Source organism: Lachnoanaerobaculum sp. (genome assembly GCF_057250505.1).
Genome location: NZ_DBHIEQ010000007.1, coordinates 38,867 through 60,580, shown reverse-complemented (window position 1 = coordinate 60,580; position 21,714 = coordinate 38,867). Strand labels below are relative to the sequence as shown.

Here is a 21,714-nt window from a genome sequence, read left to right as displayed (position 1 = left end):
AATCAGTGCGGCAATCATTATAAATATAAAAAACAGATATGCACCGTTTGACTCAAGCGGTAAAAAATGCTTTTTAAATTTTTTCATACTGTCTCCTAAAACAAGACTGCCACCAAAGTGACAGCCTCTAATCTAAAACTTATTTGAATTTATCAGGATAGAACTGCTGCGCCATTATCTTTACGGCATTTGCGGAACCTGAAGATCCCTGCATATCTGAACAACAAGCGCTGTAGATTCTTCCTTCCTTTACAGCACGAAGATTCTTTGTAAACTCATTAGTCTCAAGGAACTTCTTCTTTGCCTCGGTATCATTATTATAATCAAGTATAAGAATTACATCCGGATCTCTTGCAACAACCTCTTCCCATGAAGGTGTGGCCCAGCCCTTGTCTATATCACTAAATATTGAAAGACCTCCTGCAAGCTTTATCATATCTCCCGGTATTCCCTGACAAGCTGTAAAAGGTGCATCCTCACCCGAGTCATATACAAAGACTGAAACAGGCTTTTTATAAACATCATCACCAAGTGTCTTCTTTACATCTTCTATAGTATCTTTCATAGCCTGTACTTTTTTGTTTGCAAGGTCTTTAACACCGAAGATATGTCCTAATGTGTCATAGTCCTTGTATACATCTTCCATAGTCGCCTTATCTGAACATGAGTATGGGAAATACGGAATAATATTATTCTTAAGACACCAGTCTACAGAGAAATTGGTATCTGAGAAAAGTGAATCCCAGCCTATCATAAAATCAGGTTTTAATGCAAGAATCTGTTCCTTGGATGCCTTACTTAGATTCTGACCGTCAGGAACTATCTTATTTAACTTATCTCTTGCCGGGAAATCATTTACAGTATCAAGACAAGCTCCTCTTGTATATCCTACGATACTGTCTTCAAGTCCGAGATCCAAAAAGAAATCCACCATTTGATCACCGTCTGCCACTATTCTCTTCGGTGCGGATGTAAATGTCTCTTCCATATTTTGTCCTGCACCTGATCTCTCAAGATTCAATGTGATTGTATAAGGCTCATAAGTCGTATCGCCTGACTGTGCCTCATTGCTGACCTTCTCCACATCCTTTTTCACAGAGTACTCGTCACCTTTGGAACCGACTACTCTCTTTTGAGAACTGCAAGCGGACATACTCACCGCTGTAATACAAAGTCCTGCCAAAATCGCCAACTTTTTCATAAATACCTCTTCTTAGTAATGTTATTGTGTCTTATGAATATCAATTCATAACATTTAGATATTCTAACATTTCCAATAAAAAAGTCAATATACAAAATTAAATTTTAAACAATATACCTATACCCCTATACTATATCTAAAACACTTAAAATTCTATTTTAGATCCATATTCTTTGCATTGTACCAATGAAATCCGTTTTCTTTACAATATTTTTCAATCTCTTGTAAAGTTCTTACATCAGCTCCGTACTCTGTTAAAAATACCTTAAGTCCATCCATTTTTACTTTATCCAAATATTGTATAAAATATTCACGGTCTGTAGATGATTTTTCACCGAATTTTTCATTCTCAAAGTCAATACTTGTAAATACACATTCCTGATTGATCCCGTCAAACATTTCCTTTGCGATTTTTTCATCTATGCATTTGCTTACAAATGTATCTCCGCCGTTGATTACAGTATCAAGATTATACTTTCTAAGCTCCTTCAGTATTGAACAAAGTCCGTCAAAGATTTTCTCTTCGGGAAACTGATAATATACATCACAGTTATCTATAAAAAATCCGTCAAAGCCTTTATCTGCTATTTTATTTCCAAGCTCATCTGCTATAAGATTTTGCCATTTCTTATCAGAGACATCCATCCAGTACTCATCTTCCCAGTTCTCATATGTACCAAGTGTTTTATATTTATACTCCCCATAGTATTGGCGATAGTTTTCCAAAGATCCTATATTAAGATAGGCATATATTTTTTTATTCTTCTCATGTAGCTTCTTTACGTCATCTTTATTAAATTCAGTAGGTTCAAGTACAAGGACTTTGTAATCACTGAGCTTAATCCCCTCTTCTTTAGTCATACCTATAAATACACCGTAATATTTATCCTGTATAGAATCGGCTTTAGCAAAAGCAAAAAGAACAAGACCACAGATTACAGCCACAACGATCACCTTGAATTTTTTCATAGGAAAACTCCTTTCTATGTTGATACATCCTATTTATATCAATTATATATGTTTTAAGCAAGTATATAATCTTACATAAAGTAAAATGTACTTGACATAATGTAATAATAGAGTTATATTGATGATGTAAAACATATATGACATTTTGTCTGAAAGGAGTTTTTATGGAATATATTATGATTGGTTTATTTATTGTAGGTGTATTTGGAGTTTTGGCTTTTAATTCAAAAAAGTCAAAGGAAGAATATGATGAAAGACAGTTGGCTGTCAGAGGACGCGGATATGCTTATGCATACTTTACCATAATGATACTTTCAATTTTACATGTATTCACAAAAGATACTGTAGCATTACCTGTTTCAAATGATCTTATAAGTGTTATAATACTTTTTATATCAGGTATTGTGCTGAACACTTATATTGTTTTTAATGACGCCTACGGCAGCTATAAAAATAATAATTATAAAAAGCACTTTATCACCTATATCATTATATTTTTATTAAATGCCTACTACTTAATAAGGTCTGTAGCAGATCACACATTGTTTAAAGACGGAGTGTTACAGTTTAGAGAAGGCATAAATCTTATTGTGGCTGTTGCCTTTATTATTTTAACTTTAAACTTGGTAATAAAATTGTTGATAGACAGATCTAAAAAAGATGAAGAATAAGGGGGAACTATGAAAAACCTTAAATTAAAATCTGCCAGAGCCGCAAAAGACCTCTCCCAACAGCAGCTTGCAGATCTGGTAGGGGTCAGCCGACAAACAATAAATGCTATAGAAAAGGGAGACTACAATCCCACAATTCGCCTATGTCTATCCATCTGCCGCGCACTTGATAAGACTTTAGATGAATTGTTCTGGGCAGAAGAATAAGAGGGTGCTTGCCCTCTTATTTTTCAACCTACTTCTTCGCCAAACTTAGATAATGTAATTTTCTTTTATACATATCTCACCTTAGAACTCGGATAAGTCGATTTCATCTGATGTAATTCCGGCTTTAATATTTTCAACTGCCGTATCCATCATATGTAATGTATTCTCGGAAATCCTGAAAGGCTCTCTAAGTTCACGAGGCTCAAGCAGTATCGTTCCGTCTTCTTTCTCTTTCACATGGTAATACTCAAATATACATCCTCTTAAAGTAATTCTTTTCTTTGAATCTAACTTTGCATCATATTCTCTTACACTTGTATTCATAAGTTCCTCTAAAATAAACGTTTAATTTGTGGGAATTCCCACCTGTGTCTATAGAATAACATTATAATAAATCCCTGTTAATCTTCCCTACTACCTATTTTATTTCCATCCTGCAAACAAATCCTGCATTCTTGCCGTTAGTAAATTTTACCTTCCATCTATGAAATGCTGCTACCTTCTTAACTATCTTTAGTCCAAGTCCATGTTTTCCGACGCTTTTACTCTCGGCATATGATCTTTGATTCAGTCTTTGTAAAAACTCGCCAGGTATTCCGCTTCCGCTGTCTCCTATCTCCAAAACAGTTTTTTTATTTTCTTTATATAGATTTATATAGATGCTGCATCCGCCGGGATTGTGACGAAAAGCATTATTTAAAAGATTTATTACGGCTCTTTCAAACAGTTCTTCATTTAATGAAACTTCATATTTTTGCAACTCATCATCTATGTTCAGTTCAAAATCATACTTAGACTGTGCATCAATATCAAGTGAATTTATCATATTACTTACAATCTTTCTGATAAGTGTACTTAAACAAACCTTGCTTTTTTCAAATCTTTTTGTACCGAAGTCGAGCTTACTTGTTATATTTAAATTCTCTACCAATGCTCTTATACGAAGTCCTTGACTTTCAATAATCTCAGCCTTTCTTTTTATTTCATCAATATTGCTTTCTTTGGTAATCATTTGTGCATTACCTAAAATAACGGCAAGCGGTGTCCTGATATCATGAGAAACTCCGGCAATCCACTCTACCCTTTCTTCCTCTATTCTTCTTTGTCTTGCTTTATACATCCTTATCGAAACAAAGATAAACAAAATAATATTGAAAATAAGTAATACCGGAGTTATTTCCAAGAATGTCAAAACATTATTCGCATCATATTCCAAAGTATATTTCCATATATCCGCATTCAGCTTTCCGACTATCAACAATCTGTCCTCACTGACTATATAAGTACGTACAGGATAGTCACCCAGATAATACCTTGTAAACTTAGCTACATCCTGCAAAGTATACTTTGATTTTTTCAAAGATTCAGGCATATTTTCAGACCATATAATATTTCCGGTACTGTCCAGTAAAAATGCAAATTCGTTATTCTTTTGTAATTGTGTACTTTCTTCATCACTTAAAACATATTCACCGGCATTGTATGATAAACTCTCCATTATCTCGCTTGCATCCGTATAGTTTATATCTGAGCTTTTATACATCACAACCATACAGATTATGAAATCCACAAACAATATGGCTATGGCAAAAACAAGTACCCACAGTATAAATTGCAATCTTCTCTCTAAGCTTTTTCTCATATCTTCTCCATCTTATATCCCAAACCTCTTACCGTCTTTAAAAAAATCGGTTTTGAAGGATCTTTTTCTATCTTTTCTCTTAAATGGCGCATATGTACAATCAAGGAATTTTCAAGTCCGAAACTGCCGTCCGGCCAAAGCTCTTCACAAAGTATATCTGTAGTTACTATCCTACCTCTATTTCTATATAGAATTGAGAATAATGCAAGTTCTTTGGCTGTCAATGTTATGACATCTCCATTCTTTTTTACAATACCTCCTTCTATAGAAACTCGGCTTTCGCCTAAAACAATATCTGATGTGTTTTCATCAAGTGAATAACATCTTCTAAGTACAGCACCGATACGTAGTAACAATTCTTTTGGAAGGAAGGGTTTTGTTATATAATCATCCGCTCCCAATCCAAGACCGTGAAGTCTGTCTTCATCCTCATCTCTTGCCGACAGGAAGATAACGGGCAGTTTAGGAAATATACCTACTCTTTTTAATTCCTCATAAAAATCAAATCCGTTGCCGTCCCCAAGCATTACATCAAGTAAAATAAGATGAATCTGAGTGCTGTCTATTTTCTCTCTTCCCTCTTTTAAATTATCGGCATATTCTATATCAGTATATCCGTCATTTTTTAAAATATCTCCTAAAACCTTTGATAATTCCGCTTCATCATCAATTATCAGAATTTTACAATCTTTCTTTTCCATATATACTCCTAAATTGTTTTGTTTTCTTATTATATCGTATTTAAGTAAAGTCGCTATATAAAAATACTTTTCTTAATGTAAACATAATGTGGAGATAATCTTCATTTAATCTTCATTCATTATCATACTCACATATCAAGCAAAAGGAGAAAAACAATGACTGAGACAATACTTGAAACTAAAAATTTATCTAAAAAAAATCGTGTACATGACTTATCCATGAGTGTACCTAAATCCTGTGTATACGGATTTCTCGGACCTAACGGAGCGGGAAAAAGCACTACATTAAAAATGATTTTAGGACTTATAAAGAAAGACTCGGGAGAGATAAAACTCTTCGGTGAAAAAGTTTCAAACAAGAATCTGTTAAACCTGCTTCATCAAACAGGCAGCCTTATAGAAAATCCCGGTGGATATCCTCATTTAACCGGACTTGAAAATATGCAAATCATAGCAAAGTTAAAAGGTGTTAAAGAAACTGAAATAGAAAAAGCTCTGAAAACGGTAAGACTGTATGAACAAAGAGATAAAAAGCTTGCTGCTTATTCACTTGGTATGAAGCAAAGGCTAGGTATCGCTATGGCACTTCTTGGAAATCCGAAATTACTTATATTGGATGAGCCTACCAACGGACTTGACCCTGCCGGAATAATGGAGATAAGAAAACTAATAACTTCCCTGCCGAAAGAAAGAGATATAACTGTAATTATCTCAAGCCATCTGCTAAATGAGATAGAACAAATGGCTGACTATGTAGGTATTATAAATCATGGTCAAATGCTGTACCAGGGAAAGCTCTCAAGTCTCGAATCAACTGGTAAGAGTTTGGAGCAGATTTTCCTTAAGCTTACAGGGGAAAAGGAGTCATTATGAAACAAATCAGCTTAAACAAATCAATATCCATTGAATTTACAAAAAATAAATTCATGATTTCCGCATCATTATTATTTATTGTAACAGGACTAAACTATTTCTACATCTCATATGGAGACTTACCAAAGGGACAGGAATGGCAGATGATCTTCAGTTCGATTCCGTTTTTGAATACAATGTTGATTTCCATTATGATGTCGGTACTGGCAAGCAGATGTATTGATATAGAAAATAAAGGAAATATGTGGAATACTCTTCCCACACTGGAAAGCAGGAAAAAACTCTTTTCTTCCAAACTTTTATTCGGCTTAATACATATAGCTTTGTTTTGTTTTATACAGACAATAATGATTTTATATTTAGGTATTAAATTCATGATTGGTGGAGGATTCCCAATCTTTGCATTACTTCAGACTGAATTTGCAGAGATTATTTTCGGAATGATTATATTTCAGCTTCAATGTCTGCTGTCCTTAAGGTTCAGGAATCAATTTGCAGCGCTTTCAATCGCATTCGGAGGTACACTTGCAGGTGTATTCATTGCTTTTGTAAGTAAAGCGGCACTAACTCCATGGTCCGTGCTTTTTTCTTTAAGTACCGTTACTATGGATTATGACTCTGCTACAAGAAATATGCTGCTTTCATGGAATGCAATAGATATAAAAGCGATATTTATAAGCTTTTTATATTTCTTTGTTACATATAAGCTTAGTCTATCCGTATTTAATGATCCTGAAACAGGTAACTTTAAGATTGCTCATGTACATAGGAAAAGCAAAAATGCTCATACCATATTGCCTGCCGAACTTATCAAGATGAAGAGAAACCCTGTATGGATTCCCTTTGCATTGATTCCGTTAATTTCTGCAGGTATCGGTATTATAAATTTCCTTTCAAATCAAGGAGTATTATCATTTGACTGGGCAGACCTTTGGACACAGGAGTCATTATTTTTAGGTTTGTTTTTCCTGTCACCATTAATTGCCATACTTGCAAGCCTTGATTTTCGCATGGAACATCTTGGAACCAACTGGAATATAATGCTTACATCAAGTTCACGCTTCAAAGTATTAAAGGATAAATGGCTTACCGTAGCTGTCATTTCAACTGTTTGTATGTTATGGATCGCATTTATCTATGTTGTTTCAGGAAAGCTTATCGGGATTACCGGAAGCATACCGAAAGAATTTTATTTAAGAATCTTTGCAAGTATACTTTGTATAATTGCCGTTTCAAGTTTTCAGTGTATGCTTTCTCTGATAATACCTTCATTTGCAATACCTGTAGGACTATCCTTCCTTGGAAATATTTTAGGATTTCTTCTCACAGTAAAGAGATTTTTCTATACAACACCTTTTTCAATGCTTATATACTCTATGGGCAGCACAAATATAACCGGTGAAATAAATCTACCTGTTGTAATAATAACTTGTATGCTTTATATTTTCATTTCTTTTGCCATAGGATTGCTTTTTCTGAACAATTCAGATATAAAAACGGGGAGGTAGAGGGGAAATAATTATTCATATTTAAAGTCTCAATTTTGCAACTATTTTTAGTTGTAAAATCATCTTCAATAAGGTACAATATAGAAAAGGAGGAATGCTATGGGGCAAAAAGAAAAACTTATAAAACATCTCAAGTCTAATCCTAAAGATTTTACTTTTAATGATGCAGAAACACTATTAAACTACTTCGGCTATTTCCGTTCAAATAAAGGGAAAACCAGTGGTTCCAGAGTAATCTTTGTTAATAATAGCTTTGGTAGTATTTTGCTTCATAAACCACATCCACAAAAAGAATTAAAAGCATATCAAATAAAGCAACTTATAATAATTCTGGAACAGGAGGGACTCATATGAATAATACTATTATGTATAAAGGATATATTGGAAGCGTTGAATTTTCTGAAGAAGACTGTATTTTCTTTGGAAAAGTTCTAGGTATAAGATCATTGATCTCTTATGAGGGTGAAAATGCTAAAGAACTGTTAGATGATTTTCATGGTGCTGTTGATGACTATCTTGATATTTGTAAGTCTGAAGGTAAAGAACCTGAGGTTGCATTTAAAGGAAGTTTTAATATTCGTCTCTCACCTGAACTTCATAAGAAAATATTTGTATATGCAACAAGTAATAAGATATCTATAAATAAATATATTGAAGAAACTTTAAATAATTCTCCTGCTGCCAAGATAAACATATAAAATGTCCCCACATCAGATTTTTTATCCGGTGTGGGGGTATAATCTTTTATTACTTTCTCAAATCCAGATACATCAAATCCGCATCTATATATTCGCCATTTATTTTTAAAAAAGCAGGCATCTGACCGATTTTTACAAATCCGAACTTTTTATATAGGCTAATAGCACGGATATTATCACTCCTTGTATCAAGGTTTATGATTTCTATTCCATTATTCTTAGCAAAGGAAATACATTTTTCTAAAAGTGCACTTCCAATTCCGCTTCCCCATTCCGATTTGGCAACACTTATAGCAAAGTTTGCTCTGTGAATCATTCTTCGCTTCATACCGCTTATACTTGCACATCCGACTATATCATCATTTTTCCATGCAAAATACATCACAGACTTCGGACCTGAATTAATTCTTTTGATAAACTCTTTCTCTACCTCAGGTGTATCTCCTATACCTTCTTTACCGAAGCTTAGATTATCAGTTTGTGCACCTACAAGCTTTGTGTATTCAATTAGCTTAGCTGCATCTTCAGGTCTTGCTTCTTTTATTATTATGTTTGCTTCAGGTGTAAATATACTCATTTTTTCTCCACTCCTTCATTTAGGTAAGCTTAAATGTTTAAAAACCGACCAATCTAAAATCAATTAGAACATCCTTTTATTATGTCACTAATATTGTATATTATTCGTGGCATAATTCCAATACACGCCTTAGAACTATTACTTTTCTTTAATCTGTGACAGAATTTCCCCAATATCCCCGTCAATACATATACTTCTATCATTAATCTTCTCAGGGCAGAAGGCTTCTCCATAGTTTAAACAGGCATATACCGCCTTTTTATTGTCATATGTCATCTGCCAAAAAGGATATTTTATAATAACAGGTGTATTTGCTCCTACTCCAAGTTCCAAAAAGAGTATATGCAAGTTTTCATGTCTTCTTATAAAATCAGCATAATTACTTGAAGCATTATGCCAGCCTTTATCCTCTACGAAAGTATCATCAGCTCGAAGATTTGTAGTCACATCATCACCGCTTGGAGTCTTCGGTATAAGTTCAGTAGGTATTTCCATAAGAATTTCTCGATCACTAGGTACTATAAATACACCGTTATCGTCTTTAATAAATCCCTGTGCTTTTAAAGCTTTTTCTACCCACTCCTTATTATCAGAGGTATCTTTGCAATCCGAATTTGTACTTTGAAAAACTCCGTAATCTCCTTGAGTGTAGAAAAGTCTTTTCTTATCAAATCCTGTTCTTTGAAACTGATGGTCTACATTTGTTGTAATTACAAAGTAGTCCTTATCCCTTACCAAGTTAAATAAGTCCTTATATACAGGTTTTGAAGCATCAACATATCTGTTAAAATAAATATGCCTTGCCCACCATGCCCAAAATATCTCTTTCTTCGGAAAAGGATAAAAACCGCCTGAATATATATCTTTTATACCGAAAGCCTTTGCAAAATCAAAGAAATACTTATCAAATCTTTCACCGGAGTATGTTAATCCTGCAGATGTGGAGAGGCCTGCACCGGCTCCAATCAAAATTGCATCACAACTTCTAATTTCATTCTTTAATCTTTGTAACTGTTCTTCTCTGTCGCCGGTTCCATACTTAACTCTGCCCTTAAAATACTGCATTGCAGCTATTCCTTTGCTGATAGACTCTCTGTAACCGTCAGATACTTTAAAAACTTCAATATCCATAGTTCTGCTCCTTTCTGTGAATTTTCTAAAATAATTAATCCAATAATGTTTTCCAATTATATGATTTATAAGCCTCAAAACATATTTTGATTTGTTCTACAGTATTTTTCTCTGTTGCCAATTCAGGTAATTCTGATATTGAAAAATAACGATATTCTGTTGTTTCATTATTCTCTTCAAATTTACCACCAATTACAGAACATTGGACAAAAATTTTACATATTCCATATGCATAGACGGGTAGATTATGTTTTGATCTGTCTTGAATCGCTATTACTTTTTCCGTGATAACATCCAATCCTGATTCTTCCTTAACCTCTTTTACTACATTTTCGCCTACTGATACATTAACATCCACCCATCCTCCGGGTAAAGACCATTTGCCGTCATTTTCATGTACAAGAAGAATTTTTTCATCTTTAAAAATAGCGGCTCTTGTGTCAAGTTTTGGTGTCTGATAACCACTTTCATTGCAGAAAAGATTTTTAACTTTCATATTTGGAATATCCGTCATAAATGAAACTATTTCTGCAGAAATATCTCTGATTCTCTGATATCTTTCTTTATCATATATATCTTTACAATAATTAAGACCTATCTGTGCCAGACTCTGTAATTCTATTGCCCACTGTAACCAACATTCTTTTTTATCCATAGTTCCCTCTCGTAATATTTCTTATCCTCATCCTTAAATACATTAAATATTACATGGTCCATTTTACCTTGATTTTCTTTTAACCATTCTCTTACAGTTGCTACTGCAATTTCAGCAGCTCTTTTATTCGGAAAATGAAATACTCCGGTAGATATACAGCAAAATGCCACGCTTCTCAATCCGTTTTCAACGCAAAGATCTAAAGTGTTTTTATAACAGTTTTTAAGATCTTCCTCATTCCTTTTGCTAAGTCCCCCCTGTACAATAGGGCCGACTATATGCACAATCTTTTTTGCGGGAAGATTGTAAGCATCTGTGAGCATAGGAATTGCTGTAGGTTGTTCATAATCCCTGCCATAGCGGATCTTTAGCTGATTCATTTTTTTATTACATTCATTTCTAAGCTCCACACCGGCAAATGTATGTATACAATTATCAATACAGCTATGCATAGGAATAAAGCAACCAAGCATCTGTGAGTTTGCGGCATTAACTATTGCATCAACCTTTAACCTTGTAATATCTCCCTGCCATATAGAAATAGAATCTTCCACCATATCTATATTGGAAAGATTTACTATACCGTTTTCATTTATGGCTTCTCTAAGATATTCATCCTGTATTTTTAATACCTCAGTATTCATTTCCCTCGGCATTCTGATATTCATAAGAGAACGTAATATTCTTTTCTTACCGTCTGTATATACAGGTACTTTTAAGTTCTTATACTCTACGGAATCTTCTTTAAAAGCTTCTATGAGATAATCAAGTCTTTCATTTTGATTCATACTTACCTCCTTTAAAAACAGAATATATACTAGTTGTAATATAAATAATTACATCAAATTTGTCAATACTATAATTTAAAAAAAGATGCCGTTATAAGCATCTTTTAGTCTGAAATCTCTTTTATACCCTTTTCAATATCCAAAAGAGTATAGCTTTTCATCTTGTTTTCCATCGCATCCTGTATTTCACCAAGCTTACTGTCTAAAATTCCATGTATATTTTTCCCTACAGGGCAAGAAGGATTCGGCTCCTCATGGAAATGAAACAGTCCCTCTTCTTTAACTGCTTCAACCGCCTTATAAACATCATAAAATGTTATCTCAGACGGCTCTTTTATGATCTCTATACCTCCGGTTCCTCTGACTACATTTATAAGTCCGGCTTTCTTTAACTGAGAAAGAATATTTCTGATAATTACAGGGTTTGAACTTATACTGCCTGATAGAAAGTCGCTGGTTATCTTCTCTTTATCTTTAAAATATGCTACACATGCAAAAATATGTAATGCTATTGTAAATCTGCTTGATATCTGCATTTGTATACTCCTTTTTTAGTAAAATAATATAGCCTATTTAATGTAATGTCAACATTTACATTAAATATAAATCTACACACCCGTCTCATGCATTCTCTTATGCTCCACACTGTTTATATAATCATCATGACTGTGAGAATGCTTTTCTTCTGAAACCAAATGAGAGTGAGTATGCTCATGTTTAATTACATGCTTATGTGTTGAGCCGTTATGTGTATGAACAATCGTATGTATATGGTAATGAATATGATTTTTCAACATTGTATCATATACAACAATCACGCTTCCTATCATCATAAATATAAGTCCGATAAAATAAACTTCTGTCAATCTGTCACCATCTACAACAAATGATAAGAATGTACCTATAAAAGGAGCTATTGCATAGTATGCACTTGTTTTGGCGGCACCCAAATCTCTCTGTGCCCTGATATATAAAAATATACTGAGACCATATGCCACAAACCCAAGCAACATTGAAGTCAAAATATATTTTATATCAGGTATCCTCTCCCCAAGTATTATTGCAATTATAAATGAACCTGTACCTGAAAATATTCCTTTTAATATCACAATCTCATAGGTACTTTTATCTGAAATCATTCTTGTACAGTTGTTTTCAAGTCCCCAGCAACATGTTGCAAGTATTACAAACAATGAACCCAAAGAGAATTTAAAACTTCCGCTTCCTTCAAATGATAGAACTATACTTGACAATGTAATAAATCCTATGGCAAGCCACAGCCTTGATGTTACAACCTCTTTGAATATCAAAAGAGCGATGAGTGTGGTCACTACGATTTCAAAGTTTCCAAGTAATGATGCATTTGAAGCCGAACCTATATTTATTCCGATCATTAAAAATATAGGTGCCAAAATATCAAGAACAATCATCCCTAGAGTATATGGCAAGTCTGTCTTTGAGAGCTTTTCAATATTCTTCTCTCTTTTTGAATTAAGCAGATACATTATACCTACACCGATACCGGCTCCCAGATACAAAAATGAAGCCATAAATGTCGGTGTGACATTTTTCAAAAGTACTTTAGAAAAAGGAGTATTTATCGCATAGAATGTTGCCGCCAGTAATGCCATAATTACAGCCATACTTTTTTTGCTCTTTTTCATATATCTACTCCTCCAAAAAATTCATATTCGGCCAAAGCTTTCTCACCGCTTTATTCGGATATTCATCATCTATGAACTGCTCTATTACATTCCTTGCTTCAGGGTGTTTTTTTCTGTCCGTAGTCCTTATCATTACCATTGAAGTAACCGTTCCGTTGCAGATAAAAAACAGTGCTATAACAACTGCAAGTACCGAGCCGGTTACAGGTGGAATTTTCTCTATAAACTTTGAAAAAGGAGGGTATATGAATTTAAACCATACCAAAGCCACTATGCCCCAAAAGAACATAAACAAAAGATTTGTTCTGCCGTCAATATTAAAAGACATATGTGAATAGTCCCAAAACTTCATACCGAAAAATACTTCAGTAAATACGGAGCACAAGTATTCAAATACTCCTCCAAAAAAGAAGCCTGATATAAATATAGACAGATTATTCTGCCTTTTTACTTTTGAAAGTGCTAATGTAAGTATTACCGCACCAAGTCCCCACACAAGGCTGAAAGGTCCGAGTACAAAACTTGAGCGTCTCATAAGTTCATGGCCTACAATAAGCACATATATGGTTTCTACGATATCTCCGATAAGCGAGGATATAAACAGTACCCAAATAAGCTTAGCGGCATTTATTCCTCTTGCAAATATAATTCCCTGTTCTTCAAGTAATTTATCCGCATCTGAAATACCTTTATTGCTGTCTTCAAAATCATCCGATAAAAGGCTTGGATAAAGCTTATAAATTCTCTGCCAGATGTTTTTTGAAATCCATTCTCCAAAAGTATTTTTTCTCTTGGCTATATTGCTGTCCATACTTTGCATAGGGTATTTTCTGACAAAAATATATGTAAATACAATATCTGAAATCAGAAGCAGTAAAAGAACAAGGGCAATTATATTTACTATTATTCTTGGAATCAGCGATACCAAAGAAAATATAATAGGCTGTAAAGTTTTTAAACAGGTAAAACATACAGCTATTATAATAATCGCATTTATTAAATTAGTCTTCAGGTTCTTACCATATCCCAACCTTTCAGGGCTTATTTCCTTTTTTAAAAGGAGCCTTTGTGAGAAGAACAGTCCTAACTTATCCAGTATAAAATAATCTATAAAAGCCATCATAAGCATTCCGTAATAGCTGACATTTTTCCCTGACGATACTATTATCATCAAAGTCATAATCAAGGCAGGACATATAAGAATCGGAATATTCAACACACCCGTATTTATATACTTTTGTTCTTTTAAACTGTATATAACCGTATTCAGTACCCAAGCCAAAAGCCCGTATATAAAGAAATATATAATTAGGTCCGCACCTCCAAATAACTTCATAAGACTCCTATTCTAAACCATACTTTGATAAATCTACTTTATTATCTTTAACTTCTATTCCCTCAGCCTCTAAAAGCTTTCTCTGTTCACCGATTCCTCCAAAAGCAAACTCAGGCGCAAGCTCACCTTTTGAATTTACCACACGAAAGCAAGGAATATTGTCAGGATCAGGGTTTTTATGAAGAGCATTTCCTACCGCCCTTGACATCTTTTTATTTCCCGCCATCTCTGCCACCTTGCCATAGGTTGCAACCTTGCCTTTAGGTATTCTCTTTACCGCCTCATATATCCTTTTTGTAGGTGAATCCGTTACCAGATCATAGCTTTCAGCAATCATCCTCTTTATATCATCTTCCTTTATACTGCCGTCAAGTATTATAGTATTCCAATGTTCCTTATTCTGATGATACCCGGGAATGACTGAAGCATATGTATTTCTCCAAAAGTCTCTCCACGCAGGGTCAACTTTTACATTTAAATTTATAAAACCGTCTTTTTCATAAATACAAAGAAAGGCCTTCTTACTGTCATTTACTCTAATCAGCTGCCAATCCGCCTTTCTAAAAGGTTTATCCAAATATGTATTTTCAAATCCCAGCCCGAAACTACAGGCCTCTTCTCTTGTCCTCAATAAAACACCTTATCCCTTCTTTACCTTCAGCTCTCTTAGATAAGTTTTTCTCTCCGTACTTATTCTATAACTTTCCACCGCCTTTTGTATAGCCTTATTATGGGTCCATATATCAAGGCTCCTTTTTTCAATAAAGGGAAGTACACTCTCATAGCGCTTTGCCAATGCCGTTGCAAAATACCAGGCAATCATCATATTTACATAGTATTCATCTGACCTTATATTTGAAACTGTCTCGAGGTAACTTATATCAAAATCCTCATCCAAGAAATGTTCCATAAGCATACCGATACCGAATCTAACAGTATATACTTTATCAGATTCCAGCCATTCTTTTATATATGCAATCAACTCCTTATGATGTTTTTTAAATACTTTCGGTGAGAGTTGGTCACAAGTTGCCCAGTTATCTATATATGGTAAAAATCCATTCACTTTATCAACACAGCTCTTAAAATCTTTTATTTCAGATACAATAAATGCATGGAGCTGATTCTCATCAAAATATTTATGTGGTAATGAATGTAAAAATTCTTCAATATCTTCTCTTTTAGCAAGTTGCTTGGCATACTTTCTAAGTTCAGGTGTTCTTACCCCTATAAAAAGACTCTTATCAACCGTAGGTATCAACTTACTGTTAAAATCTCTATAAGCAATATCCTGCATTTTAAATAATTCATTTCTTATTTCATCCAAAATCATACCCGACTCCTTTTAAAAGTTTTACCTATCCTTTACCTTGTAAGTTGTATTATAATCTATATCATTACCAAATCCAATATAGTGGAAGTCAAATATAATAGAAAGGAACAAAAATGAATAAAAACAAATTACTTTTGATAATACCGGTACTTTTAGTAGTAACAGTTGTATATGTTTTTGCCATGTATTTTAAAAACAAAGATAAGACTCTTGCAAATAACGATACAACCGAATTTACAGTTAATGATAATAATACTGTAGATTCAGGAAAACTGAAAGAAATCTATCTTGCCGGAGGATGTTTTTGGGGACTGGAAGCATATATGCAAAAGATTAAAGGTGTTGAGGATGCCGTAAGCGGATATGCAAACGGTAAAACCGATAATCCAAGCTATAAAGATCTACATACAAGTGGACATGCCGAAACTGTAAAAGTTGTATATAATCCTGATATGGTAAGCCTTGAAGAACTGCTCGAATATTATCTTCGTGTAGTAGACCCCGTAAGTATTAATAAACAAGGTAATGATACAGGTACTCAGTATAGAACCGGGGTTTATTATACAAATAATTCGGAAAAAACTATAATAGAAAAAGTTTTAGCAAATGAACAAAATAAGTATGATAAGCCTATAGCAATAGAAGTACTCCCTCTACAACAGTTCTTTATTGCCGAAGAATATCACCAAGACTACCTTGATAAAAATCCGGGTGGATACTGCCATATAGATCTGTCTCTTGCAGACAAACCGCTTTCTGATAAAGATATATCAAAAAGCAATGAACCTGAAATAGATGCTTCAAAATATCCAAGACCTTCAAATGATGAACTCAAAAAACAGCTTACAGATGAGCAATATCAAGTTGCTGTTAACAGCGATACGGAAAGACCTTTTTCAAATGAATATTGGAATAATTTTGAAAAAGGAATCTATGTAGATATTACAACAAAAGAACCTCTATTTTTGTCTACAGATAAGTTTGAATCAGGCTGTGGGTGGCCTAGTTTTTCAAAGCCTATAAATAAAGAAGTGGTAAAGTACAATGAGGACCACAGCTTTAATATGAACAGAACTGAGGTAAGAAGCCGGAGCGGTGATACACATTTAGGTCATGTTTTTGATGACGGTCCCAAAGAATCAGGTGGCAAAAGATACTGTATCAACAGTGCATCTCTTGAATTTATTCCATATGAAAAAATGGATGAACGAGGATATGGATACTTAAAATATCTGCTTGAATAATATATTTTAAAGGCTGAGAATACATGTAAAAATGATCTCAGCCTTATTTTTACTTATATATTATCCATACTGTTAAACTATCTTATTATAATATCCCTCAAATACAAACTTATCAGGATGAGATTTTATATATTTCATTTCAAATGTATAGTCATAGTCATACAAATCATATACCACACTGTCAGCCTTATCCAAAACTTCTTCAAAGTCTTCACTCATTTTATCCATAGCTTCCCATCGCTCTTCTCTGTCAAATGGAATACTGCCTCCAAATAAATCTACAACCTTTTTAAAGTTATCAGCCAACTCTTCCATTCCGAACTCTTTAAGTCCGTTTAGGGCATCTTCCCATACTATTCCTGTGGAGTTGTCAAAAAACTGAAAATGTCCTCCGTTATTTACTTCCATAAAATACCATGATATTGCGTTAAGATATCTTTGCTCCAATGTGAAATCCCCTGCGGAATTTAAATAATCTTCATATGAACTGTAAATATCTATAGTCCAGTATATCGGATCCAAAATATCCCAAAATTCATCCGTTTTTTCAATATCCTCTACAGTTATTTTTGCATAGGTTTTTCCGGCTCTATCTTTATCAAGTTCCTTCTCACTGTTGTGCACAGTTGTAGCATTCTCTTTATTATCAAAGTTGTTAAATGAGTTCATACTACTCCTCCAAAAATATTTTATTACCTGGTCATATTCTTAAACCAAAAGAACTTTTTGTCAATATAAAAAGGTCGGAGAATACTCCCCGACCCGAAATTATAATTATATTAAATTATTTTTTATTAAATGAAGCAACAAGAGCGTCTACCAATGCATCCATATCACTTTCATTGTTCTCTCTGTATGAAGATGTTATATTCACTTCATCATCCAAAATATCCATATGCTTCATCTCTTCAAGCTCTGCCTTCATAAGATTACCTGAGTTTGGTGCCCATGAGCCGTTTTCAACTATGGCACAAGTTCTCTTTTGCAGATTGAGAGCCTTAAGATCCATAAGGAAGTTGTGCATCGGAGGGAATATTCCAAGGTTATATGTTACTGATGCAAGTACCAAATGGCTGTATCTAAATAAATCTGATATAAGATAGCTCACATGTGTACTTGAAACATCATAAAGTCTTGTCTTTGTAATACCTTTTTCACATAACTTTCTTGCTAAAACCTGTGCAGCAGCCTCTGTATTTCCATACATAGAAGCATATACTATCATGATACCCTTCTCTTCCGGCTCATAGCTTGCCCAGTGCATATATTTATCCAAGATATAAGGAATATCCTTTCTCCAAACCGGACCGTGAAGCGGGCAGATATACTTAATAGGCAGAGTAGAAGCCTTTTTTAATACCTGTAAAACCTGCGGACCATACTTTCCGACTATATTTGTATAGTACCTTCTGGCATCATCAAGCCATTCTTTATCAAATTCTACTTCATCCGCAAAAAGTTTTCCGTCAAGCGCTCTGAATGAACCGAAGGCATCCGCTGAGAAAAGTACTCCGTTTGTAGTATCAAAGCTTACCATTGCCTCAGGCCAATGTACCATCGGAGCCTTTACAAATGCAATTGTATGTTTTCCGAAACATCTGCTGTCGCCTTCTGTAACCTCATCCACCTGCTCCGGTCTGATATTGAATCCGAACTGGCGAAGTATCATAGCCGCCTTCTCAGTTGTAATTATCTTTACATTAGGCCAACGAAGTAAAATCTCAGGAATAGAAGCCGCATGATCAGGCTCTACATGGTTTATCAGAAGAAAATCCAATCCTCTGTCTCCTAAAACACCTTCTACATTATCAAGAAACTGTCTTCCGACCGACCAGTCTGCCGTATCTACCAGAACCGTTTTTTCATCCATAAGAAGATATGCATTATAAGATACTCCATGATATATAGGATGAATATTTTCAAAAAGACTTAATCTGTGGTCATCTCCACCTACCCAATACAAATCATCTGTAACTTTACGGTAATTATACATACTCTCCTCCTCTTATACTTCAATCTCTATGAAATTGTCTGCAGCTTCACCACAGTGTGGACATACCCATTCCTTTGGAAGGTCTTTAAACTCTGTTCCAGGTCTTACATCTCCCTCTTCATCTCCCAGAAGTACATCATATTCATAACCACAACCGTTACACAGATAGAGCTTTCTTGAAGGTGTATGCTTCTTAGCTACAGCTCTCTTGATTTTCTTCATTGGTGGCGCGGGTTTCTTCTCACCTGTATCAAGTGCTTTTGTAAGTGCAGGCAATACCTCATTTACATCACCAACAATACCGTAGTCACAGTTTTTAAAGATTCTCGCATTCGGGTCTTTATTTATAGCAACTATTGTAGAAGCATTCTTGATACCTTTTAAATGCTGTAATGCACCTGAAATACCGCAGGCAATATAAAGATTTCCCTTAAACTTTTGACCGGACATACCGACGTATCTGTCAAGCGGCAAATATCCAAGAGTCTCCGCTACAGGTCTTGAAGAACCTATTGCAGCTCCGGCAGCCTTGGCCAAATCCTCTACAAGCTTCATATTCTCTTTCGAACCGATGCCCTGTCCTGCACTGACAACTCTTTCGGCAGCTACGATAGGTGTATCCATAGGGATACCGACACTGAAGTCATATCCGTCCTTTTTAAGATTTGATACAAGTACATCAATTTTTTCTTTTAATGAACCTTCTCCTATGATCATTCTCTTTCTCTCACCGGTCTCAGGTCCCTTTGTTTTCTTAACGGCAGCAGTTTCACCTCTTGATATCTTACCTAATATATGAGCCGCTATTACGACTCTTTGTATCTCATTTGTTCCCTCATATATTGGAGTAATTCTGGCATCTCGATACATTCTTTCTACAGGCATTCCCTTAAGATATCCGTTTCCGCCGAAAATCTGAAGTGCTTCTGAAGTTATCTCAAGTGCAACATCAGATGCATACTGCTTTGCCATAGCTGATTCCATTCCGTACGGAGCATGAGCTTCTTTAAGTTCCGCAGCGGAATATACAAGCATTCTTGCACATCTGAGCTTTGTTGCCATATCCGCAATCTTAAATGCAATTGCCTGCTGTGCGGCTATAGGCTTTCCGAACTGCTCTCTTTCCTTACTGTATTCAACAGCTTCTTCAAAAGCTCCCTGTGCAATACCAAGTGCCTGAGCTGCAATTCCTATTCTACCACCGTCAAGTGTAGCCATTGCAATCTTAAATCCCTGACCTTCTTTACCAAGTAAATTCGCCTTTGGAACCTTTACATTATTAAAGTTAAGCTCACAGGTCGCAGATGATCTGATTCCAAGCTTGTCATAGTGATCACCGAATGTAAATCCTTCCATACCCTTTTCCACTATAAGTGCTGAGATACCTCTTGTACCTATATTTGGTGTGGTAAGTGCAAAGATTACATAAACATCGGCTTCACCACCGTTTGTGATAAATATCTTATTTCCGTTTAAGAGATAATAATCTCCCATATCATCAGCGGTAGTTTCCGTGCCTCCCGCATCGGATCCGGCATTCGGTTCCGTAAGTCCGAATGCTCCAAGAAGCTCTCCGCTGCAAAGCCCCGGTAAATATTTCTTTTTTTGCTCTTCATTACCGAAAGCCGCTATAGGATAAGTTCCTAATGAAGTATGAGCCGAAAGGATAACACCTACACCGCCATCAACTCTTGAAAGCTCTTCTACCGCTATGGCATAGCTTATAACATCAAGACCTGCTCCGCCGTACTTCTTTTCATATGGCAATCCCATAATGCCAAGCTTTCCCATGTTCTTCACGATTTGAGTCGGAAATTCGCTCTTTACATCAAGACTGAAAGCTACAGGCTTTACTTCTCTCTCTGCAAACTCACGAACCTTCTCTCTAAGCAACTCATGTTCTTTTGTTGTTTGATAAGACATATATTCCCTCCACTTATATTGTTATCACCGATATAAAACATCGGCAAAATAAAACTGCACAGCAGTCTAAATCATTATAGAATATTTACTATAATGTAATTTTCATACAATCAATCATGTACCTTATGTAATACTTTACTTTATAAGTAAAGTATACTTCATTATTTAAAATAGTCAATATACTTTACTAAGAAAGTATAATTTCGGAACAGTGCATAATAAAAAGCTATAGAACTGTTCAATATCACCAATTCTATAGTTTTATAAGTATCTGCCAATATTCTATTATTAAGTTGTTTTAACCTCTATTAGAGTTTATACTCATCCATCAATTTCTTAAACACATCTATTGACTTTTCTATCTTTTCGGTTTCTACACAAAAAGAAAGTCTGACATATTCTTTCATTCCGAATCCTTCTCCGGGAACTAAAAGCATATGATATTCCTTTGCTCTCTCACAAAATTCATCTCCATCATCACTTGGAGACTTTATAAACAGGTAGAAAGCTCCTCCCGGATTTGCTACCGTATACCCAAATTTCGGCAGTGACTCAAATAAAATGTTTCTGTTGGTTCTGTATACTTCAATATTCGGCTGT

The 21,714-nt window shown here is 34.8% G+C and carries 25 protein-coding genes; 7 read left to right on the top strand and 18 right to left on the bottom strand.

Annotated elements, in window-relative coordinates:
• Window positions 1–139: 139 nt before the first annotated feature.
• Entirely contained in the window at window positions 140–1,201 is a 1,062-nt protein-coding gene (locus ACO6FI_RS04675; RefSeq protein WP_485456331.1) for an ABC transporter substrate-binding protein, read from the bottom strand.
• A gap of 153 nt (window positions 1,202–1,354) precedes the next feature.
• Window positions 1,355–2,170: a glycoside hydrolase family 191 protein gene (locus ACO6FI_RS04670; RefSeq protein WP_485456330.1), complete on the bottom strand. Its 816-nt coding sequence runs from the start codon at window positions 2,168–2,170 to the stop codon at window positions 1,355–1,357.
• A gap of 164 nt (window positions 2,171–2,334) precedes the next feature.
• Here ACO6FI_RS04670 and ACO6FI_RS04665 point away from each other — a divergent pair, with 164 nt between their 5' ends.
• Both ACO6FI_RS04665 and ACO6FI_RS04660 read left to right on the top strand, forming a co-directional pair.
• Window positions 2,335–2,841, top strand: coding sequence for a hypothetical protein (locus tag ACO6FI_RS04665; protein WP_485456329.1), 507 nt, complete (start codon window positions 2,335–2,337; stop codon window positions 2,839–2,841).
• Between the two features lie 9 nt (window positions 2,842–2,850).
• Window positions 2,851–3,048, top strand: a complete 198-nt coding sequence (locus ACO6FI_RS04660; RefSeq protein ID WP_485456328.1) for a helix-turn-helix transcriptional regulator — start codon at window positions 2,851–2,853, stop codon at window positions 3,046–3,048.
• A gap of 81 nt (window positions 3,049–3,129) precedes the next feature.
• On the opposite strand, the gene ACO6FI_RS04655 is transcribed toward ACO6FI_RS04660, so the two are convergent.
• The 3 genes from ACO6FI_RS04655 to ACO6FI_RS04645 all read right to left on the bottom strand — a co-directional run bounded on the left by ACO6FI_RS04655 (window position 3,130) and on the right by ACO6FI_RS04645 (window position 5,391).
• Window positions 3,130–3,372 carry a hypothetical protein gene (locus ACO6FI_RS04655; RefSeq protein WP_314097785.1) on the bottom strand — a complete coding sequence of 81 codons (243 nt, stop codon included), beginning with the start codon at window positions 3,370–3,372 and terminating at the stop codon, window positions 3,130–3,132.
• A 94-nt stretch (window positions 3,373–3,466) separates the two neighbouring features.
• A complete protein-coding gene (locus ACO6FI_RS04650) occupies window positions 3,467–4,690 on the bottom strand; it encodes a sensor histidine kinase (protein ID WP_485456327.1) in 1,224 nt (407 codons plus the stop codon).
• Window positions 4,687–5,391 carry a response regulator transcription factor gene (locus ACO6FI_RS04645; protein WP_485456326.1) on the bottom strand — a complete coding sequence of 235 codons (705 nt, stop codon included), beginning with the start codon at window positions 5,389–5,391 and terminating at the stop codon, window positions 4,687–4,689. Before ACO6FI_RS04645 ends, ACO6FI_RS04650 begins: the two co-directional genes overlap by 4 nt.
• Before the next feature lie 156 nt (window positions 5,392–5,547).
• Here ACO6FI_RS04645 and ACO6FI_RS04640 point away from each other — a divergent pair, with 156 nt between their 5' ends.
• The 4 genes from ACO6FI_RS04640 to ACO6FI_RS04625 all read left to right on the top strand — a co-directional run bounded on the left by ACO6FI_RS04640 (window position 5,548) and on the right by ACO6FI_RS04625 (window position 8,470).
• Window positions 5,548–6,264: an ABC transporter ATP-binding protein gene (locus ACO6FI_RS04640; protein WP_485456325.1), complete on the top strand. Its 717-nt coding sequence runs from the start codon at window positions 5,548–5,550 to the stop codon at window positions 6,262–6,264.
• The gene (locus ACO6FI_RS04635; protein ID WP_485456324.1) at window positions 6,261–7,772 is read left to right on the top strand and encodes an ABC transporter permease; all 1,512 of its coding nucleotides are present in this window, start codon (window positions 6,261–6,263) and stop codon (window positions 7,770–7,772) included. The genes ACO6FI_RS04640 and ACO6FI_RS04635 overlap by 4 nt, the downstream gene beginning before the upstream one ends.
• 99 nt (window positions 7,773–7,871) lie before the next feature.
• Window positions 7,872–8,126, top strand: a complete 255-nt coding sequence (locus tag ACO6FI_RS04630; protein ID WP_485456323.1) for a type II toxin-antitoxin system HicA family toxin — start codon at window positions 7,872–7,874, stop codon at window positions 8,124–8,126.
• Entirely contained in the window at window positions 8,123–8,470 is a 348-nt protein-coding gene (locus ACO6FI_RS04625; RefSeq protein WP_314758030.1) for a type II toxin-antitoxin system HicB family antitoxin, read from the top strand. The genes ACO6FI_RS04630 and ACO6FI_RS04625 overlap by 4 nt, the downstream gene beginning before the upstream one ends.
• 49 nt (window positions 8,471–8,519) lie before the next feature.
• Here the strand turns inward: ACO6FI_RS04625 and ACO6FI_RS04620 are convergent, their stop codons facing one another.
• The 9 genes from ACO6FI_RS04620 to ACO6FI_RS04580 all read right to left on the bottom strand — a co-directional run bounded on the left by ACO6FI_RS04620 (window position 8,520) and on the right by ACO6FI_RS04580 (window position 15,954).
• Window positions 8,520–9,047: a GNAT family N-acetyltransferase gene (locus ACO6FI_RS04620; protein WP_485456322.1), complete on the bottom strand. Its 528-nt coding sequence runs from the start codon at window positions 9,045–9,047 to the stop codon at window positions 8,520–8,522.
• A 138-nt stretch (window positions 9,048–9,185) separates the two neighbouring features.
• Entirely contained in the window at window positions 9,186–10,178 is a 993-nt protein-coding gene (locus ACO6FI_RS04615; protein WP_485456321.1) for an SIR2 family NAD-dependent protein deacylase, read from the bottom strand.
• Window positions 10,179–10,212: 34 nt separating this feature from the next.
• Complete coding sequence (locus ACO6FI_RS04610) at window positions 10,213–10,833, bottom strand: NUDIX hydrolase N-terminal domain-containing protein (RefSeq protein ID WP_485456320.1); 621 nt, start codon at window positions 10,831–10,833, stop codon at window positions 10,213–10,215.
• A complete protein-coding gene (locus ACO6FI_RS04605; RefSeq protein ID WP_485456319.1) occupies window positions 10,797–11,621 on the bottom strand; it encodes a protein-ADP-ribose hydrolase in 825 nt (274 codons plus the stop codon). Before ACO6FI_RS04605 ends, ACO6FI_RS04610 begins: the two co-directional genes overlap by 37 nt.
• A 104-nt stretch (window positions 11,622–11,725) precedes the next feature.
• Window positions 11,726–12,157, bottom strand: coding sequence for an Rrf2 family transcriptional regulator (locus ACO6FI_RS04600; protein ID WP_485456318.1), 432 nt, complete (start codon window positions 12,155–12,157; stop codon window positions 11,726–11,728).
• Window positions 12,158–12,229: 72 nt separating this feature from the next.
• Complete coding sequence (locus ACO6FI_RS04595) at window positions 12,230–13,285, bottom strand: DMT family transporter (RefSeq protein ID WP_485456317.1); 1,056 nt, start codon at window positions 13,283–13,285, stop codon at window positions 12,230–12,232.
• Between the two features lie 4 nt (window positions 13,286–13,289).
• The gene (locus ACO6FI_RS04590; protein WP_485456316.1) at window positions 13,290–14,621 is read right to left on the bottom strand and encodes a putative ABC transporter permease; all 1,332 of its coding nucleotides are present in this window, start codon (window positions 14,619–14,621) and stop codon (window positions 13,290–13,292) included.
• 7 nt (window positions 14,622–14,628) lie between these two features.
• A complete protein-coding gene (locus tag ACO6FI_RS04585) occupies window positions 14,629–15,252 on the bottom strand; it encodes a methylated-DNA--[protein]-cysteine S-methyltransferase (RefSeq protein ID WP_485456315.1) in 624 nt (207 codons plus the stop codon).
• A 9-nt stretch (window positions 15,253–15,261) separates the two neighbouring features.
• On the bottom strand, window positions 15,262–15,954 hold the full coding sequence (locus ACO6FI_RS04580; protein ID WP_034215645.1) for a DNA alkylation repair protein: 693 nt from the start codon (window positions 15,952–15,954) through the stop codon (window positions 15,262–15,264).
• A 113-nt stretch (window positions 15,955–16,067) separates the two neighbouring features.
• Between ACO6FI_RS04580 and msrAB the strand changes: the two genes are divergently transcribed.
• A complete protein-coding gene (gene msrAB / locus ACO6FI_RS04575; protein ID WP_485456314.1) occupies window positions 16,068–17,198 on the top strand; it encodes a bifunctional peptide-methionine (S)-S-oxide reductase MsrA/peptide-methionine (R)-S-oxide reductase MsrB in 1,131 nt (376 codons plus the stop codon).
• A gap of 72 nt (window positions 17,199–17,270) precedes the next feature.
• On the opposite strand, the gene ACO6FI_RS04570 is transcribed toward msrAB, so the two are convergent.
• From ACO6FI_RS04570 to ACO6FI_RS04555, 4 genes are all read right to left on the bottom strand, one after another.
• Window positions 17,271–17,867: a DMP19 family protein gene (locus ACO6FI_RS04570; protein WP_485456313.1), complete on the bottom strand. Its 597-nt coding sequence runs from the start codon at window positions 17,865–17,867 to the stop codon at window positions 17,271–17,273.
• Between the two features lie 115 nt (window positions 17,868–17,982).
• Complete coding sequence (locus ACO6FI_RS04565; protein ID WP_485456312.1) at window positions 17,983–19,191, bottom strand: FprA family A-type flavoprotein; 1,209 nt, start codon at window positions 19,189–19,191, stop codon at window positions 17,983–17,985.
• 12 nt (window positions 19,192–19,203) lie between these two features.
• Complete coding sequence (locus tag ACO6FI_RS04560) at window positions 19,204–21,114, bottom strand: acyl-CoA dehydrogenase family protein (protein ID WP_485456311.1); 1,911 nt, start codon at window positions 21,112–21,114, stop codon at window positions 19,204–19,206.
• A 308-nt stretch (window positions 21,115–21,422) separates the two neighbouring features.
• Window positions 21,423–21,714: aminotransferase class I/II-fold pyridoxal phosphate-dependent enzyme (locus ACO6FI_RS04555; RefSeq protein WP_485456310.1), on the bottom strand; the 292-nt coding region annotated here is incomplete at its 5' end.

Excerpts from the sequence above, each read along its gene's own strand:
- ACO6FI_RS04660 (WP_485456328.1), top strand. The coding sequence starts at position 2,851 with ATGAAAAACCTTAAATTAAAATCTGCCAGAGCCGCAAAAGACCTCTCC.
- ACO6FI_RS04595 (WP_485456317.1), bottom strand. The coding sequence starts at position 13,285 with ATGAAAAAGAGCAAAAAAAGTATGGCTGTAATTATGGCATTACTGGCG.
- ACO6FI_RS04635 (WP_485456324.1), top strand. The coding sequence starts at position 6,261 with ATGAAACAAATCAGCTTAAACAAATCAATATCCATTGAATTTACAAAA.
- ACO6FI_RS04665 (WP_485456329.1), top strand. The coding sequence starts at position 2,335 with ATGGAATATATTATGATTGGTTTATTTATTGTAGGTGTATTTGGAGTT.
- ACO6FI_RS04640 (WP_485456325.1), top strand. The coding sequence starts at position 5,548 with ATGACTGAGACAATACTTGAAACTAAAAATTTATCTAAAAAAAATCGT.
- ACO6FI_RS04605 (WP_485456319.1), bottom strand. The coding sequence starts at position 11,621 with ATGAATCAAAATGAAAGACTTGATTATCTCATAGAAGCTTTTAAAGAA.
- ACO6FI_RS04650 (WP_485456327.1), bottom strand. The coding sequence starts at position 4,690 with ATGAGAAAAAGCTTAGAGAGAAGATTGCAATTTATACTGTGGGTACTT.
- ACO6FI_RS04600 (WP_485456318.1), bottom strand. The coding sequence starts at position 12,157 with ATGCAGATATCAAGCAGATTTACAATAGCATTACATATTTTTGCATGT.
- ACO6FI_RS04570 (WP_485456313.1), bottom strand. The coding sequence starts at position 17,867 with ATGAACTCATTTAACAACTTTGATAATAAAGAGAATGCTACAACTGTG.
- ACO6FI_RS04630 (WP_485456323.1), top strand. The coding sequence starts at position 7,872 with ATGGGGCAAAAAGAAAAACTTATAAAACATCTCAAGTCTAATCCTAAA.
- ACO6FI_RS04590 (WP_485456316.1), bottom strand. The coding sequence starts at position 14,621 with ATGAAGTTATTTGGAGGTGCGGACCTAATTATATATTTCTTTATATAC.
- ACO6FI_RS04655 (WP_314097785.1), bottom strand. The coding sequence starts at position 3,372 with ATGAATACAAGTGTAAGAGAATATGATGCAAAGTTAGATTCAAAGAAA.
- ACO6FI_RS04670 (WP_485456330.1), bottom strand. The coding sequence starts at position 2,170 with ATGAAAAAATTCAAGGTGATCGTTGTGGCTGTAATCTGTGGTCTTGTT.
- ACO6FI_RS04620 (WP_485456322.1), bottom strand. The coding sequence starts at position 9,047 with ATGAGTATATTTACACCTGAAGCAAACATAATAATAAAAGAAGCAAGA.
- ACO6FI_RS04625 (WP_314758030.1), top strand. The coding sequence starts at position 8,123 with ATGAATAATACTATTATGTATAAAGGATATATTGGAAGCGTTGAATTT.
- ACO6FI_RS04565 (WP_485456312.1), bottom strand. The coding sequence starts at position 19,191 with ATGTATAATTACCGTAAAGTTACAGATGATTTGTATTGGGTAGGTGGA.
- ACO6FI_RS04645 (WP_485456326.1), bottom strand. The coding sequence starts at position 5,391 with ATGGAAAAGAAAGATTGTAAAATTCTGATAATTGATGATGAAGCGGAA.
- ACO6FI_RS04610 (WP_485456320.1), bottom strand. The coding sequence starts at position 10,833 with ATGGATAAAAAAGAATGTTGGTTACAGTGGGCAATAGAATTACAGAGT.
- ACO6FI_RS04615 (WP_485456321.1), bottom strand. The coding sequence starts at position 10,178 with ATGGATATTGAAGTTTTTAAAGTATCTGACGGTTACAGAGAGTCTATC.
- ACO6FI_RS04560 (WP_485456311.1), bottom strand. The coding sequence starts at position 21,114 with ATGTCTTATCAAACAACAAAAGAACATGAGTTGCTTAGAGAGAAGGTT.
- ACO6FI_RS04675 (WP_485456331.1), bottom strand. The coding sequence starts at position 1,201 with ATGAAAAAGTTGGCGATTTTGGCAGGACTTTGTATTACAGCGGTGAGT.
- ACO6FI_RS04580 (WP_034215645.1), bottom strand. The coding sequence starts at position 15,954 with ATGATTTTGGATGAAATAAGAAATGAATTATTTAAAATGCAGGATATT.
- msrAB (WP_485456314.1), top strand. The coding sequence starts at position 16,068 with ATGAATAAAAACAAATTACTTTTGATAATACCGGTACTTTTAGTAGTA.